General features: G+C 66.0%; 16 protein-coding genes. 10 read left to right on the plus strand and 6 right to left on the minus strand.

Annotation, left to right across the window (positions count from 1 at the left end; genetic code table 11):
- Window positions 1–307: 307 nt before the first annotated feature.
- Window positions 308–3727 (plus strand): protein kinase domain-containing protein, encoded by a 3420-nt coding sequence (locus ACYOEI_RS18455; protein WP_462851018.1) that lies wholly within the window; start codon window positions 308–310, stop codon window positions 3725–3727.
- A gap of 275 nt (window positions 3728–4002) precedes the next feature.
- Here the strand turns inward: ACYOEI_RS18455 and ACYOEI_RS18460 are convergent, their stop codons facing one another.
- The 3 genes from ACYOEI_RS18460 to ACYOEI_RS18470 all read right to left on the minus strand — a co-directional run bounded on the left by ACYOEI_RS18460 (window position 4003) and on the right by ACYOEI_RS18470 (window position 6239).
- Window positions 4003–4350, minus strand: a complete 348-nt coding sequence (locus ACYOEI_RS18460) for an SdpI family protein (RefSeq protein ID WP_462851019.1) — start codon at window positions 4348–4350, stop codon at window positions 4003–4005.
- A gap of 52 nt (window positions 4351–4402) precedes the next feature.
- Window positions 4403–4885 (minus strand): nickel-responsive transcriptional regulator NikR, encoded by a 483-nt coding sequence (gene nikR, locus ACYOEI_RS18465; protein WP_462851020.1) that lies wholly within the window; start codon window positions 4883–4885, stop codon window positions 4403–4405.
- A 193-nt stretch (window positions 4886–5078) separates the two neighbouring features.
- Window positions 5079–6239, minus strand: coding sequence for a Gfo/Idh/MocA family protein (locus tag ACYOEI_RS18470; RefSeq protein ID WP_462851021.1), 1161 nt, complete (start codon window positions 6237–6239; stop codon window positions 5079–5081).
- A 195-nt stretch (window positions 6240–6434) separates the two neighbouring features.
- On the opposite strand from ACYOEI_RS18470, the gene ACYOEI_RS18475 reads away from it, so the two are divergent.
- Entirely contained in the window at window positions 6435–7763 is a 1329-nt protein-coding gene (locus tag ACYOEI_RS18475) for a sulfatase-like hydrolase/transferase (RefSeq protein WP_462851022.1), read from the plus strand.
- 338 nt (window positions 7764–8101) lie between these two features.
- Window positions 8102–8788 (plus strand): hypothetical protein, encoded by a 687-nt coding sequence (locus ACYOEI_RS18480; protein WP_462851024.1) that lies wholly within the window; start codon window positions 8102–8104, stop codon window positions 8786–8788.
- Between the two features lie 321 nt (window positions 8789–9109).
- Here the strand turns inward: ACYOEI_RS18480 and ACYOEI_RS18485 are convergent, their stop codons facing one another.
- From ACYOEI_RS18485 to ACYOEI_RS18495, 3 genes are all read right to left on the minus strand, one after another.
- Window positions 9110–10204: a YncE family protein gene (locus ACYOEI_RS18485; protein ID WP_462851025.1), complete on the minus strand. Its 1095-nt coding sequence runs from the start codon at window positions 10202–10204 to the stop codon at window positions 9110–9112.
- A gap of 356 nt (window positions 10205–10560) precedes the next feature.
- A complete protein-coding gene (locus tag ACYOEI_RS18490; RefSeq protein WP_462851026.1) occupies window positions 10561–11199 on the minus strand; it encodes a GNAT family N-acetyltransferase in 639 nt (212 codons plus the stop codon).
- Between the two features lie 107 nt (window positions 11200–11306).
- The gene (locus ACYOEI_RS18495) at window positions 11307–11879 is read right to left on the minus strand and encodes a papain-like cysteine protease family protein (protein ID WP_462851027.1); all 573 of its coding nucleotides are present in this window, start codon (window positions 11877–11879) and stop codon (window positions 11307–11309) included.
- Between the two features lie 534 nt (window positions 11880–12413).
- On the opposite strand from ACYOEI_RS18495, the gene mdcA reads away from it, so the two are divergent.
- The 7 genes from mdcA to mdcH are packed head-to-tail and all read left to right on the plus strand — an operon-like array spanning window position 12414 to window position 18578.
- Complete coding sequence (gene mdcA / locus ACYOEI_RS18500; RefSeq protein WP_462851028.1) at window positions 12414–14075, plus strand: malonate decarboxylase subunit alpha; 1662 nt, start codon at window positions 12414–12416, stop codon at window positions 14073–14075.
- Between the two features lie 6 nt (window positions 14076–14081).
- A complete protein-coding gene (locus tag ACYOEI_RS18505) occupies window positions 14082–14969 on the plus strand; it encodes a triphosphoribosyl-dephospho-CoA synthase (protein ID WP_462851029.1) in 888 nt (295 codons plus the stop codon).
- 10 nt (window positions 14970–14979) lie between these two features.
- Window positions 14980–15273, plus strand: a complete 294-nt coding sequence (locus ACYOEI_RS18510) for a malonate decarboxylase subunit delta (protein WP_462851030.1) — start codon at window positions 14980–14982, stop codon at window positions 15271–15273.
- Window positions 15273–16160 carry a biotin-independent malonate decarboxylase subunit beta gene (locus tag ACYOEI_RS18515; protein ID WP_462851168.1) on the plus strand — a complete coding sequence of 296 codons (888 nt, stop codon included), beginning with the start codon at window positions 15273–15275 and terminating at the stop codon, window positions 16158–16160. The genes ACYOEI_RS18510 and ACYOEI_RS18515 overlap by 1 nt, the downstream gene beginning before the upstream one ends.
- Window positions 16157–16987, plus strand: coding sequence for a biotin-independent malonate decarboxylase subunit gamma (mdcE, locus tag ACYOEI_RS18520; protein ID WP_462851031.1), 831 nt, complete (start codon window positions 16157–16159; stop codon window positions 16985–16987). The genes ACYOEI_RS18515 and mdcE overlap by 4 nt, the downstream gene beginning before the upstream one ends.
- Window positions 16972–17655, plus strand: a complete 684-nt coding sequence (locus ACYOEI_RS18525; protein ID WP_462851033.1) for a malonate decarboxylase holo-ACP synthase — start codon at window positions 16972–16974, stop codon at window positions 17653–17655. The genes mdcE and ACYOEI_RS18525 overlap by 16 nt, the downstream gene beginning before the upstream one ends.
- Window positions 17652–18578, plus strand: coding sequence for a malonate decarboxylase subunit epsilon (mdcH, locus tag ACYOEI_RS18530; protein ID WP_462851034.1), 927 nt, complete (start codon window positions 17652–17654; stop codon window positions 18576–18578). The genes ACYOEI_RS18525 and mdcH overlap by 4 nt, the downstream gene beginning before the upstream one ends.
- The last annotated feature ends 18 nt before the right edge of the window (window positions 18579–18596 follow it).

Genomic DNA, 18596 nt, shown 5'->3' on the forward strand with positions numbered 1-18596 from the left:
AGACCTTATCAAATCATGGCGCCGCCCCCGGCCTCGGTCAACACGTCCGGAGCCGTCCCGTCTCGAGGTGGCCTCATCCGGTCGCCTCGGCGCCCGGGAACCCGGTGTTGGCCATCAGATTCCTTTGGGTGTGCGGTCGGATGATGGAGTAGACTTCTGTCATGAGCAAGCCGACGCGAGCCGACACCCCCGACGGCATCGAAGGTCTGGTAGGTTCGGAATCCGTCCCCCAGTCCCGGACCCCGCGATGGACGCGACGAGGGCATCAGTCGGCGCGGGCCCTGGACGTTGTCGGAGGGGTGAGCTCATGAAGCCGCGACGCACGTCGTCGCCGGTGCCGGATGATGTCGACTCGGTCCTGGCGGAGCAGGTGGCCGGGATCGTCGAGCGGATCGAAAACGGCGAGAGCGTCGACGTCGAGGAGTTCATCCGCCAGCACTCCGAACGAGCCGAGGACATGCGCCGACTCTTCCGCACGGTCGCCATGCTGGCCGACCTGGAGACGTCGAGCGGGCCCTCGACGGAAGCGGAGGGAGAAGGGCAGGGGGAGCCCGGCCCCCCTTCGACGGGGCGGACGCGGCCCCGGTTCGACGACTTCCGGATCATCCGCGAGGTCGGCCGGGGCGGTATGGGTGTCGTGTACGAGGCCGAGGAGATCTCGGTCCCTCGCCGGGTCGCGCTGAAGGTCCTCCACGACGGCGAGGCGCTCGACCCTCGGCAACTGATGCGGTTCCAACTGGAAGCCCAGGTCGCCGGGAGCCTGAACCACCCGAACATCGTCCCCCTCTTCGCCATCGAGGTCGAGCACAGCCGTCCCTACTACACGATGCAGCTCGTCGACGGCTCGAGCCTGGCGAGGGTCATCCGAGAGCTGCGCCACCTCGAGGAGCCCGGTTCGGAGGTCGACCGGAAACCTTTCGGGGATGATGGCCGTGCGCTGCCGGAGGTCTTCTTCGGCAAGGAGCCTCACACTCCGTCGGGTTCGTCGGGCGCGAAGCCCGGAATCCGCGACCAGGCCTACTTCCGGGCGTCGGCCCGGATCGGCATCCAGGCGGCGGAGGCGATGGAACACGCGCACCGCAACGGCGTGATCCACCGCGACATCAAACCTTCGAACCTCATGGTCGACCGCCGGGCGCACCTCTGGGTCGCCGACTTCGGCATGGCCCGCGTCCAAGGGAACCCGACGCTGACGACGACCGGAGACCTCGTCGGCACCCTCCGTTACATGAGCCCCGAGCAGTTCTCGGCAGGGAAGGGCGTGATCGACCACCGGACCGACGTCTATTCGCTCGGCGCCACTCTGTATGAGCTCTTCTCGCTGGTCCCGGCATTCCCCGAGGTCTCGCACACCGCGCTCCTGCTCCGGATCACGCGCGAGGACCCTCGCCCGCTTCGCCAACTGATCCCGACGATCCCGGTCGACCTCGAGACGATCGTCCAGAAGGCGATGGCCAAGAATCCGGCGGGGCGCTACGCCTCGGCCCAGGACCTGGCCGACGACCTCAAGCGGTTCTGCGACGGCGAGCCCGTCCTCGCCAGGCCGATCACCCCCCTGGGCCGGATCGCCCGATGGTCCAGGCGACGGCCCGCCGAGGCGGCCTTCGCGGTGACGAGCCTCCTGGTCACGATCTGCCTGGTCGCCGGGGGCATCTGGCACGACTTCATGCTCCAGCGGGCCAACCACGCGTTGCGCGAGGCCCTCGAGGAGAACCGCAAGTACGCCAGGCAGGTCGAGGACGAGCGGGCGAGGGTCGCACGCGAAAGCTGGGTCGTGCGCCGGCACCTGTATGACCAGACGCTGCTCGAGGCCCGCAGGCTCGAGAAGGCCGGCCAACCCGAGCGGGCGATCCAGGACCTGGAAGACCAGATCCCGCACCCCGGCGAGCGCGACCTCCGGGAGTTCTCCTGGCACTACCTCTGGCGGCGGGCCAACCGCGAGATCTCGCTCGTCCACGGGCAGCGGGCCGGGAACGTCAGGACCTTCCCCTCCGCGAGTGGCGGAGGCTGGGGCGCCGTTTCCACCGACGATGAGCTGAACCTCTGGGCCTGGGACGTCGGCGCCGGCCGGATCGAAGGCCGGCTCGTCGCCAGGCCCGCGACCCTGGTCGCGACATCCGCCGACGGCAAGCGGATCGCCTGGGCGACCGACCGGCCCGGCGAGGTCTGGCTCGACCGGGACGCCGCGCTCGCCAAGCCGCCGGTGCTCCTGCCCCTCGGAGGAGGGCGGGTCACCGGGCTCGCCTTCCTCGCGGATGGGAGGCTGGTCTTCGTCACCTCGGGCAAGCCCTCGACCTTGCAGGTGGTCGACACGGACAAGAACCAACACCACTGGGACGCCGACGAGCTGCCGGCCGACATCAGCTCGATCGCCTCGGCGGCGAACGTCAACCTGCTCGCCTGGACGCTCAAGTCCGAGTCTGCCCCGATCACCGTCGCCGACTTCTCGCGAGCGGGCTCGTCGCCCCGGATCACCCACCTCCGCGCGGAAGGGCACCGGCCGGTGATGGTCGCCCTCTCGGCCGACGGCCGGACCCTGGCGACCTCGGGCGAAGAGGGGACGGTCCGGATCTGGGACGTTCCGACCGAGTCCTCGAAGGTGCTCGCCCAGGACCTGAACTCGCACATCGACTACGGCATGGCCCTCTCCAGAGACGGCCGACGGGTCGCGGGCGTGGGGAAGGCGGGTAACGAGATCTGCGTCTGGGACGTCGCCACGGGCCGGGTTGAGGGGACCCGACACCTCCCCGCGTACAGCGTGGGCGAGTTGGCCTTCAGTCCTGATGGCCGCGACGTCGTCCTCGGCTGCCAGAACGCCCGGGCCTGGATCTGGCACCTCGAGCCTCCCCCCGAACGTGACGAGATCTTCGGACACGCCGACGAGGTGTGGGCCACGGCCTTCTCGCCCGGGGGGCAGATCCTCGCGACCGGCTCGAACGACCACTCGGCGCGGCTCTGGGAGGCGGCGACCGGCAAGGCCATCGGCGTCCTTCGAGGCCACACCGCGACGGTCGTCTCCGTCGCCTTCACGCCCGACGGCCGGACCCTGGTGACGGGGAGCCTCGACGGCACCATCAAGCTCTGGGACGTCGCTTCCCAGGCAGCCACCACAACCCTGTCGGGGGGGGCGTCGGAAGTCCGCGACATCGCCGTCTCCCCCGACGGCCAGTGGGTCGCGTCGGCCGAGTCCGACGACGTCATCCGGGTCTGGAACCTCGCCAACCACTCCCTCGTCCGGACCTTTCGCGGACACGCCGCGAAGGTCCGCTGCGTCGCCTTCTCCCCCGACGGTCGTTGGATCGCCTCGGGGGGGAACGACTCGAAGACCTTCGTCTGGGAGTTGAAGACCGGCCGGGCCGCCAGCAGCTTCCGGGACGGTCAGGCGGTCCAGGCGGTCGCGTTCTCGCCCGACGGCGAAACCCTCGCGATCGGCGACGAGCAGGGGAGCATCTTCCTCCGCCACCTCGCCTCCGGGAGGGTCACCCCGATCCGGGCCCACAAGGCGGTCGGCGTCTTCTCGTTGGCCTTCGACGCGCGCGGACTCTCGCTCGCCTCGGGCGGATCCGACGCCGCCGTCGTCCTCTGGGATCCGGTCACCGCCCGCGAAGTCCTCCGCCTCGAAGGCCACAAGGACCGCGTCAACGCCGTCGCCTTCTCCGACGACGGCAAGACCCTCGCCACCGCCAGCCACGAGGGGACCGTCCGGATCTGGCGCTCGGGCGACTGAGTCTCCTTCGCGTCTGTCCCGAAACCCGATTTTCCCTTCGAAATCGGGTTTCTGACGCGGTCAATGTCGCCGCCCCCTCGGCGTATCGTCGACCCCTTCCCCTCTCGGAAACCCGGCTAACTCACGGAGCGAAAGAGGATCGAGGCGGTGAGCCGGGTCGGGTCCGCACGGCGTCCGAAGACGGTACCCGTGGCACCCAGGTACAGATCCTCAAAACTCATTTCACACCATGAACCAACCCGTTTTCGGAAAAAAACGTGTTTCAGGACAGGTTCTTACTTCGGGATCCGGCCGAGGTAGTTCAGGCTCAACGTCACGCTCACCGCGGACCCGAGCAGGCAGACCATCAGGCATGACATCGAATAAATGAGCGGGTCGAGGCCCGGCACGAAGTAGAGCAAGAGGCAGATCAGACTCATCGCGACCCCGAACCCGCACATGCAGCGCCCGGCGTACGCGTTCGCCTCGTACCAGACCCTGGGGTCCGCCAGGGTCCTGGGGACCCGGAACCCGTACCAGCGGTTCGGGCCCACCCGGCGCCGGATCATCGGGACCGCGAGCGCCGCGATGAATAAGCCCAGGGACACATACGCGACCATCACAAATGCCTTGAATCCATCCATGAAATAATCCTCCTCGGATCGATCCCGCTCGCGTGGGATCGTAGGGAAGGCCTCAATGGTGATGGTGGTGGTGGCCACCCGGGCCATGATCGTGGGAATGGCCGTGTCCATCAGCGACCGGCGCGGCCGACGCGAGGACGAGGCGGCCGGTCTCGACCCCCTTGGTCCCGATGAGGCTGTCGGCCAGCTCGCGGACGATCTTGGCGGAGCCGCGGAGGAGGATGACCTCGAGGCATCGCCTGGCGTCGAGGTGGACGTGGGTGGTCGTCAGCACGCTGTCCAGGTGCATGTGCTGGAGCTCCGTCAGGCGTTCGGAGATCCGGCCGGCGTGGTGGTCGTAGATGAGCGTGACGACCCCCATCGCGTCGCTGTCATCCTTCGTGACCACCTCTTCGATCAGGGCGTCGCGCATCAGGCCCCGGACCGCCTCGCTGCGGTTGGGGTAGTGGTGCTGCTCGCGGTACTGGTCGAACTTCTGGAGCAACTCGCCGCCGATCGCGACGCTGAACCGCACCAAGGGGTCTTTCCCGGCCATTCCCTGATCTCCGGTTCGAGCAGTCGTCACGACGGGAGGAACTGATCCTGAAACCCGGTTTTTCTTAAAGACCGGGTTTCTGAAAGCGGAAGGCCTCAACGTCCCGCCACGGGTAAGCAGCGTTGACGGCGTCAGAAACCCGGTTTTTAAGAAAAAACCGGGTTTCTAAACAAACGGCCTCCCTGAGTCCAAATCAACCGAGCTTGGGGATCTCGACCCAGGCCCCGTCTTGATTCGAGCTGGCGACCGCGGCTTCGACGAACGCCATGCCGGCGACCCCGTCGACGATCCCGGGGTGTTCGAAGGGCTTGGGGACCTTCTCCCCTCGCCGTTCGCGGATGGTCCACTCGAGGGTACGGTGGAGGTTGGCGAGCGCCTCGTGGAACCCTTCGGGGTGGCCGGAGGGGACGCGGACGTAGGGCTTGATCGAGCCGGGGATGTAGCCGTATTCGGCGCCCAGGCGATAAAGCTTCAGCGGCTGGCCGCCGGAGTAGTGCTTCAGGACGTTGTGATCGGTGATCGACCACTCGAGGGTCCCGCTCGTCCCGCTGACGCGGAAGCCGTTGTCGTTCTGGGCCCCGATCGTGATCTGCGAGGCGGCGATGGTGGCGATACCGCCGTTGTCGAGCTCGGCCAGGACCGTGAAGTCGTCGTCGAGCGCCCGGCCCGGGACGAAGGTCTTGAGCCGGCCTCGGACTCGGGTCGCCTGGCGACCGGCGACGAACCGGACGAACTCATAGGCATGCGTGCCGATGTCGCCGCCGCAGCCCGAGGCCCCCGCCTTGGAGGGGTCGACGCGCCACGACGCCTGCTTCTGCCCTTCGGACTCGAGCTTGGTCGCGAGCCACCCCTGCGGATACCACGCCTCGACCTTGCGGACCTCGCCGATGGCCCCGTCCTTGATCAGCTCTCGGGCGAGCATGACCATGGGGAACCCGGTGTAGGTGTAGGCGACGACGAACGGCGTGTTCCGCGCCGCGACCGTGGCGTGGAGCCGACGGGCCTCGTCGAGCGTAGTGGTCAGGGGCTTCTCGCAGAGGACGCCGATCCCCGCCGCCGACGCGGCGTCGGCCGGGCCGAAGTGGGCGTCGTTGGGCGTGACGATCGTCACGTAGTCGATCTTCTCTTCGCCCAGGGCCGTCTCGCCCGCGATCAAATCCTGCCAACTGCCATAGCCGCGGGTGAAGTACAGCTCTCGGGCCGCCTCGATCGACTCGTCGGCCTTGCTCCGCAGGGCCCCCGCGGTCAGCTCGGCCGAGTTGTCCAGCAGGATCGCGCGGCGGTGCGGCGCCCCGAAGAAGTTGGACGGTCCGCCGCCGCCGACCATCCCCACCCGCAACTTCCGCTGACTCATCGTCTCGTTCCCCCTGGACTGGAATCGTACTGCGTGTCGGCCCCGAGTCCGCAACCGTCGGCGAGCGACCCGGGCCGAGGTTCGGAAAGCGTCACTATAGCCCGCCCCAAACCTCTTTTGTAGAGTGGGCCCGACGGGTCCAGGACGATCGTCCCGAAAGCGGACGACCCCGCCTCGAGGAGCGACCGCCTCGCCATGACATACCGCCATGTTCCCTCCCTCGTGCTCATGCTGGCGCTGGCCGGCCTCGCCGCGTCGCCCGCCCCGGCCGCCGAGCCCCGACCGAACATCGTCTTCATCCTGGCCGACGACCTGGGCTGGGGAGACGTCGGGTTCAACGGCCGGACCGAGTGGTCGACCCCGAACCTCGACCGGCTCGGTGCTCGAGGGACGATCTTCAGACGGTTCTACACCGCGGCGGTCGTCTGCGCCCCGAGCCGCGCCGCTCTCTTGACCGGCAAGTATCCGATCCACGACGGCGTCTCCGGCAACAACGAGGACCTCCCCGCGAGCGAGGTCACGATCGCCGAGGCCTTAAAGGCCAAGGGCTACGCCACCGCCCTCTTCGGCAAGTGGCACCACGGCCAGCCCCGCGAGGGCCAGACCGACTACGTCCACCCCATGGACCAGGGGTTCGACGAGTTCTTCGGCTTCACCGACGCGCGACACGCCTGGGAGAAATTCCCCGAGAACCTCTGGCACGGCCGCGAGCTCAAGCCCGTCTCGGGCCACTCCGACGACCTCTTCGCCGACCACGCCGTCGACTTCCTCAAGCGCCACAAGGAATCCCCGTTCTTCCTCTACGTCCCATTCATCAACGCCCACTTCAACATCGAGGCCCCTCCCGAAGAAGTCGCCCTCCACAAGGGCAAATTCCCCGAGGCCGACCCCTCACGCCCCCTCCGAGCCACCTACGCGGCGATGGTCACCCGCCTCGACAAGAACGTCGGCCGGATCCTGACCGCGCTCGACGAGCTCGGCCTGGCCGACAACACGCTCATCGTCTTCACCAGCGACCACGGCGCCACGTTCGAGTCGGGCAACCTCGGCACGAGCAACTTCCACGACAGCAACAAACCCTTCCGCGGCCAGAAGCGGACCCTCTGGGAAGGGGGCATCCGCGTCCCCGCCATCGCCTCCTGGCCCGGCCACATCCCCGCCGGGGCGGTCTCTCAAGACGTCGTCCACATGACCGACGTCTTCCCCACCCTCCTGTCCATCGCCGGAGGAACCCCCGACCCCGCCTGGCGCGTCGACGGCCTGAACCTCTCCCCCTTCTGGACCGGCAAAACCCCGCTCCCCGAACGCACCCTCTTCTGGGAGTGGCGGAGCGAAGGCAGCAACCAGCTCGCCGCAATGCGAGGCCGCTACAAACTCGTCATCACCAACGACAGCCGCCCCGAGCTTTTCGACGTCGAAACCGACCCCGCCGAGCGCCGCAACGCCTTCGCCGAACACCCCCAACTCGCACGAGACCTCCAGAAAGAGCTGAAGGCCTGGCTCGCTACCGAGATCAAGAACTGACCACAACCGCCGCAGGCAGTGTCCTTGTCGTCCGCCATCACGACGAACTTCGAGCAAATCCGACAAGGATGCGTATCGTCGTCGAAGTACCGTGTAGCTCCTGATCGGCGGATTGAAGGCATACCGCCGGACCTTCTCAGGACGTGAGAAAGTGGCCGATTACATCGGCGTAATCAAGACAACGCTCCCTGAACGCTATTTCCGGCTCACCTCCTATCAATCGTTTCTGGTATCCCCTAGCGGCGACCAAGATGCCTTTGGTACGATCCATTGCGAATTTCATCCACGAAGAGTTTCCAGTCCTGGCAAAAACAAGCATCGAACAGGAGGATTTTTTCATGCGAACCCTGAATTCTTTCCGGTCGCGATTAGCGTGGTTCGTCGCGGTACTGCTCGCCTTTGAAGGACGTACATTAGCAGCCGAGAAGGAGGATGTCGTTGCCTTCTTGAAGAAGAATGTAATAGGAAGGAAACTGGAGCACCGCAGCACGGTCAAGATGGCCAACAATACGCTAGAGACGGAATTTGTACGCCAGACCATCTATACAAACCTTCAAGAAACATCAGAAAGCTTTTCATTCGACGTGCTATTTGTGATCAAGCAAACGATCTTCGATCTCGACAAAGAAGGCAAGCGAACAGGGCCGGGACGGCATGAGGATCGTGTGCTCGCCTCACGATATGAATTAACAATCCGAAAAAGCACAGGACGTCTACTCGGAAGCTTGCGTGGCCTGGCCAACTCGCTCACAAATCCCACAGGGTATACAAGTTTAGTTCGCATCGAACTCAAGGGCGACCGACTAATCATCACAAACACAAACGTAGGATATGGGGACTATTTCGGCAAAGAAGGCAGATTCGAGCCGGCCACCTCGGATAGTCAAACCGTCATGGAATTGAAGGAGGGAAAACTCTACTCCAAGGAAACTACGACAAGCTTCAATGTCGATCCAGAAACCATGCAACGGACCTCGAAGAGAGACGAAATCACCAACGTCGACAAAGAAGCAGAGACAAAATAACAAAATCTTGTTGATCTCAAAAACAGGAAAACACCACGTCCGCCCAATGAAGGCTCTATGTGAATTCGAGGAGTAACGCGGTAGTTCGAAACTCTATTTCTAATCTAATAGGAGTTACGCAGTAGTGGACGTTCGTTCATGAAAATCGGCCCATCCGATGGAGAGCTTGCGACCTTTGGGATTTCCAGGCTGTTTCCGGAGCGGCCCAACCGATCGAAATCAACGGGCAGGTGAACACTACTGCGTAACTCCTATCTAAGCAACCCCCAATCCCGGCCGCACGAGACGCATCGCGTAGCGGCCGGGTCGAGGGGGGACGTTTCACCGCGAAGGACGGTAAGCCCAGGCGAGGCCGTCGGGATTTCCGCCGACGTCAAGGGTCCCGGTGACCTCCAGCGTCCGGAGGTCTAGCACGGCGACGCGGTCATCCGGGCCGCAGGCGACGAAGGCGCGGCCGCCTTCGGGCTCGATCAGGATGCCGGACGCGCCTCGGCCGAGTTTCAGCCGCTTCACCTCCGCCCGAGTCACTGTGTCGAAAACCGCCAGTTCGCCGCTTCGAATGCTCGAGACGAGGGCTCGCTTGCCGTCCGGCGTGATCTTCAGGCGGTTGGCACCTTCGACCCGGGCGTCGAGAGTCGCCAGCGCCTTCTTCGCTGCGGGGTCGATGATGGAGATCGTCCCGTCCTGGGCGTTCGCGCCCCAGAGTTCTTTACCGTCCGGTGTCACGTCGAAACCCTCCACGCCCGGCCCGGCAGGGATGACGGACTGGACCCATTCCATGGAAGGCCCCATCCTTGGAAACGAGGCGCCTCCTGGCCGCGAGCCCGGGCCTGCACCGGGAGGTACGACACCGGCCGGCGGCCTGGGCGGTTGGACCTGGACGTAGTCCAGGATGCTGACCGTGGCGGACCTGGCGTTGGTCGTGCAGATTCGCGTCTCGCCGGGGAAGACGTGGATCATGTGGGTCCAGTTCTGGCCCGTCCCCATGATCCATTCGACAAGGCCGGTCGCCGGGTCGATGCGGCCGACAGCCTTCGCTCCCTGGGCCGTAAACCAGAGCTTCCCGCCGGCGAAGGCCAGCCCGTGGGGGGCGGTCAGGGCGCCCGTGTCGAGGTTCGGCAGGGCCTTCTTCTCGACGAGGTCGATCACGTTGATTTCGTGGTAAGTCTTGGCGCCAAAGCCCATGTTCGAGACGTAGGCCCGCGTCCCGTCCGCCGAGGCGACGATCTCGTGCGGATCCGGCCCGACGGGAACCCGCGTCAGGACCTTCAACGTCGCCGGGTCCACGACCGCCATGGAGTGGTCGGCCTTCGACAACGCCAAGAGCCATCGCCCGGAGTCGGAATCCGTTGGAGCTCCGGCCAAGGTGACGACCGGCGCGAGCAAGGCGGCGGCCAGTACGAATCGCGAGATCATGGTGCAGCTTCCCCGTCAGCTCGATGCCAGCGAAGGCAATCGCTCGGCAACATGAGCCGGACTCGGTATTTTAGGCGCCTGCCCCAGCGAGTCCGCGACGTCTCCCTAAATTCGGCTTCATCTCCGCCGGCCTCTCGAGCCCTCGGGATCGAGAACCTTCGCCGAAGCCAACCAAGCACAAGAACAATACAAATCACAATTTAACCATAATTTATTCTGCAAATAGAATGAAAACCAACCGATACAAAAACAAACCTCTCGGAGCTTTCCCCTTTGTGACCTTGTGACTTTGTGGTGAAGAGTCCGCACGGTGAGAGATTGGTGGAGATCGGCGAGGATTGTCCAGAAACCCCGACTCATGCGACACTCCAGTCCGTGGCGTAGACCCGAAGTCCCAGCGCCCGAGCAACTCCCAGAGATCCTGCATTCTCCCAGGATGTGCTGAAGAGGGGGATGCGCCCCGAAGAACGCACGGCGTCGGCCCAGGCGGCGGTCACGCGGAGGGCGTAGCCTCGACGCCGGTAGGCAGGGGCCGTGTCGAGACCCGCCTCGGCGGCGGTGTCGGAACGACGGGAGCAGAAGCAGACGCTCACCGGGACGTTATTTTCAAGGACGGCCAGAACCGGCGAGGCCCCGGCCGCGAACTCGCCCGCGACCCAACCCGTGAAGTGCGGATCAAGCCGGGACTCGGCGTGGATCTCTTCGGCGTCCCCGACCGCTCGGAGTGGATCGGGAAACTCGAACGCCGGGCCCCACCACACGGGGCGGCTGCCTAGCGCTGCCTGATACTCGCCGGCGAACGTGGGCGGCCGTTCCCAATGTCCTGAGGGCTCTTCCCTCCGAGCAAAGTCGGAGAGCGTTTCCGCCAGTTCGTCGGCGACATCCGAGCGCACGGCCCAGACACACTCGGTGGCGCCGCGGATTAGGGCGAATCGGGGGCCGGGTGAAGGCCGAGGCTCGCGGGTGGAGACGATCCGCCCGCGAGCATCAAGCACGTAGAGGGTTTCCCGTTGTAGCCTCGGGGACGCAAGTATGATCCGGCTCCTCGACGTTGTCTTCGGTCGCGGAACGAATACCAAGGGATTGGGCGATCCCCTTCGGATTATCCCAGCGTCGCGCCCTGGATATCGGCCTTCTTCTGCGGGATCGTCCCCTTGACGCGAGCGGCCAGGGCCTGACGGCCGCTGCCGGCCTGGCGCAGGGATTGCAACGTGGGAACCGACATGGTCTGGTCGGGACCGAGGGCGGGGTCGTGGAAGATGACCTCCCGGAGGCCGTCGCCGCTCATCGTTCCCACCAACACCGACGCGTGATAATACCCGACTTTCGTGGCGTAGTTGACGGACCACCAGAAAAACAGGATCGGGCCATTGTCCTGGAGCAGCCCCGTGAAGTCGTCGACCGTGGGATTCGGCGGCGCGATGAGCTCCGCCAGCTTTTCGTTCTTGAGCAACACGTTGTACCCGTCGCGGCCGTCCGGAAGTCGCCCGAGCGCCTGATGGGAGCCGTCGGGGTTGGTGAGTTCCGGCACGCCGACGCGTTTGCTGGCCCACGTGCCCTCATGGTAGGTTCCAATCATCTTGGCACACGCGTACCAACACCCGTCCGGGTCATCGACCGGGGGAGGCTTGGGGAGTCCGACGCGTTGGGAATAAAACGGCACATCCAACTTCATCGCCAACCACCTTCAGTACACCGGGTTCCCCAAGGCCGAAATGTTTGGGGAGGAATCCAGCACAGTTGGACCCCATGAACATCCCGGCCGAGGAAAACTCCGGACCGTCGGGGGTACGGGGAAGTTATCCTCTTCGTGACTCTCCAACACCCAATTCGACTCGTCATGGATCGAGCCTGGATCCGCCACGGACGGGCGAAGGATTTTTTGGCCACGGATGGAACACGGATGGAACACGGATGAATCAAAGGATCGAAGAATTTATCAACAGATGGCGCAGATGGACACGGATTGGAAATTCGATAAAACTCACCAGATAGTCAAATTAATTTTCTGCGTCCATCTGCGTCATCTGTTGATCGTTCTCTTTCTTCATCTCATCCGTGTTCCATCCGTGTTTCATCCGTGGCTAAAATGTCTCGTCTTCCATCCGTGGCAGATCCCTGTCGGGCCCGGGTTTATCCGATTCTGACGAGAGGCCGCCTCAGCTCGTCCAGCCTGGTTGCGGCAACACCGTGGCAGAAGGAGACCAGGATGACGACTCCCGTTCAGTCCACAGGCCAGGCCGAGCACTGGTCGCGACGGAGGGCGAGGAAGGCGGCTCGCCTGGCGAGGGTCGCTCCGTGGATGAAGGGACCATTCCTGGAATCTGGGGCGATCGTCGAGGCATTGCAGACGCTCCTCGAACCCGGCGACGCCATCGCCCTGGAGGGTGACAACCAGAAGCAGGCCGACTTCCTCTCGCGCTCGCTGGTCAAGGTCGATCCGACGAAGATTCATGACCTGCATCTCCTGATCTCGAGCATCAGCCGGCCGGAGCACTTGACGCTGTTCGAGCGCGGGATCGCCCGCAAGGTCGATTGTTGTTTCGCCGGCCCCCAGAGCGTTCGTCTGGCTCAGGCGCTCGAGGACGGGACGCTCGAGCTCGGGGCCATTCACACCTATGTCGAGCTGTATGCACGGATGTTCGTGGACCTGATGCCCGACGTGGCGCTGGTCTGTGCGGAGCAGGCCGACAAGCAGGGGAACCTCTACACCGGGCCGAACACGGAGGACACGCCGACCATCGTCGAGGCGACGGCGTTCCACGACGGGGTGGTCGTCGTGCAGGTCAACGAGGTCGTGGACGAGCTGCCGCGCGTGGACATCCCGGCGTCCTGGGTCGATGTCGTCGTCACCGCGGACCGACCCTTCCAGGTCGAGCCTTTGTTCACTCGCGACCCGAGGCTGATCAGCGAGGTGCAGATCCTGATCGCCATGATGGTGATCCGGGGGATCTACGAGCGCCACGGCGTGACCACGCTCAACCACGGGATCGGCTTCGACACCGCCGCGATCGAGCTGCTGCTCCCGACGTACGGCGAGAGTCTCGGCCTGCGCGGCAAGATCTGCCGCAACTGGGTCCTGAACCCGCACCCCACCCTCATCCCCGCGATCGAGAGCGGGTGGGTGGAAAGTGTCGTCTGCTTCGGCAGCGAGGTGGGGATGGCAGACTACACCCGCGCCCGCCCGGACGTGTTCTTCACGGGGCGTGACGGCAGCTTGCGGTCGAACCGCGTGCTCGCGCAACTCGCCGGGCAGTATGGGGTCGACCTGTTCATCGGATCCACGCTCCAGATGGACGCCGAGGGGAATTCCTCGACCGTCACTCGGGGGCGGCTCGCCGGCTTCGGGGGCGCCCCCAACATGGGCAGCGACGCACGAGGCCGCCGACACCCCAGCCCCGCCTGGCTCGACATGATCCCGAAAACCGGCGACACCGCGCGGGGACGCAAGCTCGTCGTCCAGGTGGTGGAGACCTTCCACAAAGGGGGCCAACAGTCGATCGTCGACACCCTGGACGCGATCGCGGTCGGCAAGAAGGCGGGGATGGCGATCGCGCCGGTGATGATCTACGGCGACGACGTCACGCACGTCGTGACCGAGGAGGGCATCGCCTACCTGTGCAAGACCGAGAGCCTGGAGGAACGCAAGGCGGCCATCGCGAGCATCGCCGGCGTTACCGACATCGGCTTGCGAGCCGACAAAGAGCGCACCGCCGAGTTGCGCTCACGAGGCGTCGTGGCGACTCCCGAAGACCTGGGGATCCGGCGGACCGACGCCCGGCGAAGCCTCCTGGCGGCGCGAAGCATCGACGACCTCGTGGCCTGGTCCGGCGGGCTCTACCAACCGCCTCCAAGGTTCCGGAGTTGGTGAACGCTCATGAGTCCGCTCCTTGAGAGAATCAGCCAGGTCCACGTTGTTCACGAGATCGACGAGCGCGATCTCTGCGCGGCGAATCTGTCGACCCTGGCCGTCTCCGTCCTCATCGAAGAAGCCGAGCTGACGCCGAAGCCGGCGCTCGTCGACCTCAGGGGTAACGGGGCTCATCACGATCTCGACCTGGCGCGGCTGCGACGATCCGCCCGATGCCTGGAGAGCGGGTTCGCCGAAATCGCGAGGGCGGCCGCTTTCGAGAGATCCCCGCTGCGGCTTCGCGAACAGATCGGGCGGATTGGACGCGACATGGAACGGCGGATGCTGACGGAAACCGGCGGCAGCAATGCGCACCGAGGCGCGATCTGGGCGCTCGGCTTGCTGGTCGCCGCCACCGCCAGGCACCGTTCGGAGACGAATCCTACGAGCATCGCGACCGCGGCGGCCGACCTCGCACGCCTGCCGGACAGGTTGGCTCCGCCCCTGCCGTCGAGCCACGGCGAGCGGGTCCGCCTAAGATTCGGCGCGGGCGGTGCTCGAAGCGAGGCGCAGGCGGGTTTCCCGCATGCGATCCACGTCGGCCACCCGACACTCTGCGCGGCACGTGCTCGTGGGGTACCCGAAGACCGCGCGAGGCTCGACGCCCTCATGGCCATCATGTCCCGCCTCGACGACACCTGCCTGCTCCATCGCGGCGGCCTCGAGGCGCTGAACGCGGCCAAGACGGGTGCTCGGGCCGTCCTCGACGCGGGCGGGACGGCGACGCCGGCCGGCATCGGGCGCCTGCAACGGCTGCATGACGAACTCATGTCCCTGTGGGCTTCGCCGGGCGGGAGCGCCGACCTGCTGGCGGTCACCCTTTTCCTCGATCGACTCGGACGAGGATCGCGATAGGAGCACCCTCATGGAAACACTGAATTATGAATACGAATCGAAGCAGCCCTTGACGCGTCGGGCTCACGTGGGCGTCGTCGGCTCCGGCGACCTGGAGGTGCTGATCGAGCCTTCCGACCGATCGAATGCGCAGGTCCGGGTGAGGACCAGCGTCGACGGCTATGGCCAGGTCTGGAAGGCGGTCCTCGACCGCTTCTTTTCTCGCTTCGAGTATGCGGCGAGGATCGAGATCAACGACTTCGGGGCGACGCCCGGGACCGTGACGCTCCGGCTCGAACAGGCCGCGGAGGAGGTGCGTTCATGATGGACACCAATCGCGGCGATAACCCGGCCACGAGGGCGATCCGCGAACGATTCCTGTCGCGCCAGAGCGTCATCGAGAAGCGGGCCCGCGAGCGGGCGCAAGCTCTCCTCGATCCCGGCAGCTTCCGCGAGCTGCTCGGGCCGTTCGACCGCTTGGAATCCCCCTGGCTGCCGCTCCAGGGGGTCGTGCCCGAGTCGGATGACGGCGTCATCATCGCGCGCGGGATGTTCTCCGGCCGACCCGCCGTGATCATGGCGATCGAGGGGGCGTTCCAGGGGGGCGGCATGGGGGAAGTCTCCGCCAGCAAGATCGCGGCCGCCCTCGCGCTCGCCCGCCGAGACTGCGAAGCCGGCAAGCCGATCCTTCCGGTGCTGCTGCTCGAGACGGGAGGCGTCCGGCTCCAGGAGGCCAATCTCGGCGAGGCCGCGGTGGCCGAGATCCACGCCGAGATCATCGCGCTGCGCCGGCTCGTGCCGGTTATCGGCGTCATCACCGGCATGGTCGGTTGTTTCGGCGGGATGTCGATCGCCGCCGGTTTGTGCAGCTATCTGGTCATGTTCCCGCAGGCACGGCTCGAATTGAACGGGCCCGAAGTGATCGAACAGGAGGCCGGCATCGACGAGCTCGACGCCAGCGACAAGCACCTGATCTGGAGCCTGATCGGCGGCGAGCAGCGATACGAGACCGGGTTTGCCGATGCGCTGATCGAGGACGACTCCGTAGCCCTGCGGCAGGCCATCCGGGCCCTGGCGGCCCGAGGCGTTCCCGCCCGGCACCGGAGCGAGCGGGTTGAGGAGTTCAGGAGCCGCCTGGCGAAAATTGACCCGGCGGCGCCGCCGGACGGGCCCGCGCTGCGGCGACTCTGGCCAATCGGAGAGACGTCATGAGCACCACGACACCGCCTTCGAACCGAGGTCGGACGTGGTTCCAGGCATTGGCAGAAGGTGCACCTCTTGTCGACGCCGGCCTGGAGAGCGTGGCCGTCGCCGATGCGACCTGGGGAGGCGAGCGGGTAAGGCTCCTCGCCATCGTGCCAGACCCTCGGAATCGCTTTCCCCGTGCCCGGCACGGCGAGCTCGGACTCGAGGAGGGGTGGGGGCTCGCCCATCAAGTCCGCGAAGCAATCGCCGCCGATCGATCAGGAATCAAACGCCCGATCGTCGCCATCGTCGACGTCCAGAGCCAGGCTTACGGGCGCATCGAGGCACTCCTGGGAATCCACCTGTCCCTCGCCGCGGCCGCGGACGCCTATGCGACGGCCCGGATGGCGGGCCATCCCGTCGTCGCGCTGATCGTCGGCACGGCCCTATCCGGAGGCCTCCTCGCGCATGGCGATCAGGCCCACCGGCTGCTGGCGCTGGATGATCCCGGGGTCGTCATCCAGGCGATGCGCAAGGAATCGGCGGCGAGGGTCACTCGGCGGACGGTCGAGGAACTCGACGAACTCGGCAAGATCGTCATCCCGATGGCGTACGACGTCCGGCAGTTCGCCAAGCTCGGCTTGCTTCACGAGCTCATCGCCGGGATCGACGCGGACACCCCGATGGCCGCCCAGGTCGCGAAGGTCAAGGAGCGGGTGATCTCGGCGATCGCCGACATCCGCAACGCTCCCGGCGACCTGACCAGCCGGCTGGACAACGCCGAGGCGAAGGTTAATCGCGCGGCCTCGATCGAGGTCCGGAAGCGATTGGCCGAGCAATGGGACGCACCATGAGGCCCGGCCTCCTCCCCAAGACTCATGACCTGATCCGGCTGCGAGAGCCGATCGCTCTGAAGGCGGATGTGCCGCAGCCGTCATGGGTCGAGGCCGCCCTGAAGCGGGCCCCCTGGGTGGTCGTCCGCCGCGACCATGCCCGTGACGGCCTGCTGCCCGTCGGCGTACGCGGCCAGGCCCGCCAGGAACGATTCGCCGCCTGGCTGGCGGTCGCCGAGATCGCCGAGCGGCTGTCTCCCGAGGAGTTGACCGACCGGCGACGCACGATCGCGCGAGGGCGTAAGGCCGAGGCGCCGGCACTCGCCGCGCTGGACCGAGTGGCGTCGATCCTGACGAGGCGAGGGAATCGGTGGGGCCCTGGCGGCAGCGTCGGCTTCGAAATCGCGACTGGAGTGGCGACGGCGACGTCTTCCAGTGACCTCGACTTGATTCTCTGGCAGGGCCACCGGCTTGGGCCCGTCGAAGTCATCGACCTGCGGGCCGCGCTGGCCGAGGCCGCCGCCCCGGCCCGGGTCGACGTGCTTCTCGAGACGCCGAGTGGCGGAGTCTCCCTCGCGGAACTCGCCACGATGCCGGCGCGGGTGCTCGTGCGCACGCCGGACGGTCCTCTGCTTATGGTCGATCCCTGGGTCGCGGGCCCGCGCGTTGTCTTTTGGGGGGTGTCATGACGATCGCCTTCGTGTTCCCGGGGCAGGGGGCGCAAAGCGAGGGCTTCCTCCATCAACTCCCTCGACATGCCGAAGTCTCGCGGACGATCGAGGAGGCGAGCGACGTCCTCGGCATCAACGTCAATTCTTTCGACACCGCGGAAGCGCTACACTCGACGGCCGTCATGCAGCCCGCACTACTGATCGCGGGCGTCGCCACGGCCCGGGCCCTGATGGCCGAACAGGTCCGTCCCGACGCCGTCGTCGGCATGTCGATCGGCGCCTTCGCCGCCGCGGTCCTCTGCGGCACGCTCTCCTTCCACGATGCCCTTCCGCTCGTCTGCGCGCGAGGCGAGCTGATGGAGGAGGCCTTCCCGAGCGGTTATGGCCTCGCGGCCATCGAGGGGCTCGACGAGGCTCGCGTGGAAAGCATCCTCGAACCGATCCGGACGGGCGAGCTCCCGGTCTACCTTTCCAACGTCAACACCCCTCGGCAGATCGTCGTCGCCGGGAGCGACGCGGCGCTCGCGAAGGCGACGGCCGCCGCTCGTCAGGCAGGTGCGCGCCGCGCCGAGCGTCTGTCCGTCGAAGTCCCATCGCATTGCCCGCTGCTCCAGCCCGTCGCGGATCGCCTCGGGGAACGTTTGGCGAAGCTGCCTTTCAAGCCGCCGTCGATCCCGTACGTGAGCAATCGAGGCGCCCGCCCGCTCCACGACGCCGAGGCCATTCGCCAGGACCTCGCGACCGGCGTCGCCCATCCGGTCCGCTGGTACGACGCCCTCGAAGTCACGCGCGAGCTCGGGGCAAGCCTCTTCCTCGAGATGCCCCCGGGCCACGTCTCCACCCGACTCATCACGGAGTGGGTCCCCGGCGTGAGAGCGGTCTCGGTCGCCGATCAAGGGCTTCGCCACGCGACCGTCCTCGCCGCACGCGAGCGTGATTAGTTTTCGGGGGAAATCCCG

It is taken from the genome of Singulisphaera rosea, from assembly GCF_054877945.1.

Bases quoted from the DNA above. Each gene is read 5' to 3' on its own strand.
- nikR (WP_462851020.1), bottom strand. From the start codon at position 4,885: ATGGCCGGGAAAGACCCCTTGGTGCGGTTCAGCGTCGCGATCGGCGGC.
- ACYOEI_RS18510 (WP_462851030.1), top strand. From the start codon at position 14,980: ATGGAAACACTGAATTATGAATACGAATCGAAGCAGCCCTTGACGCGT.
- ACYOEI_RS18480 (WP_462851024.1), top strand. From the start codon at position 8,102: ATGCGAACCCTGAATTCTTTCCGGTCGCGATTAGCGTGGTTCGTCGCG.
- mdcA (WP_462851028.1), top strand. From the start codon at position 12,414: ATGACGACTCCCGTTCAGTCCACAGGCCAGGCCGAGCACTGGTCGCGA.
- ACYOEI_RS18515 (WP_462851168.1), top strand. From the start codon at position 15,273: ATGGACACCAATCGCGGCGATAACCCGGCCACGAGGGCGATCCGCGAA.
- ACYOEI_RS18485 (WP_462851025.1), bottom strand. From the start codon at position 10,204: ATGATCTCGCGATTCGTACTGGCCGCCGCCTTGCTCGCGCCGGTCGTC.
- mdcE (WP_462851031.1), top strand. From the start codon at position 16,157: ATGAGCACCACGACACCGCCTTCGAACCGAGGTCGGACGTGGTTCCAG.
- ACYOEI_RS18475 (WP_462851022.1), top strand. From the start codon at position 6,435: ATGACATACCGCCATGTTCCCTCCCTCGTGCTCATGCTGGCGCTGGCC.
- ACYOEI_RS18455 (WP_462851018.1), top strand. From the start codon at position 308: ATGAAGCCGCGACGCACGTCGTCGCCGGTGCCGGATGATGTCGACTCG.
- ACYOEI_RS18470 (WP_462851021.1), bottom strand. From the start codon at position 6,239: ATGAGTCAGCGGAAGTTGCGGGTGGGGATGGTCGGCGGCGGCGGACCG.
- mdcH (WP_462851034.1), top strand. From the start codon at position 17,652: ATGACGATCGCCTTCGTGTTCCCGGGGCAGGGGGCGCAAAGCGAGGGC.
- ACYOEI_RS18525 (WP_462851033.1), top strand. From the start codon at position 16,972: ATGGGACGCACCATGAGGCCCGGCCTCCTCCCCAAGACTCATGACCTG.
- ACYOEI_RS18460 (WP_462851019.1), bottom strand. From the start codon at position 4,350: ATGGATGGATTCAAGGCATTTGTGATGGTCGCGTATGTGTCCCTGGGC.
- ACYOEI_RS18505 (WP_462851029.1), top strand. From the start codon at position 14,082: ATGAGTCCGCTCCTTGAGAGAATCAGCCAGGTCCACGTTGTTCACGAG.
- ACYOEI_RS18495 (WP_462851027.1), bottom strand. From the start codon at position 11,879: ATGAAGTTGGATGTGCCGTTTTATTCCCAACGCGTCGGACTCCCCAAG.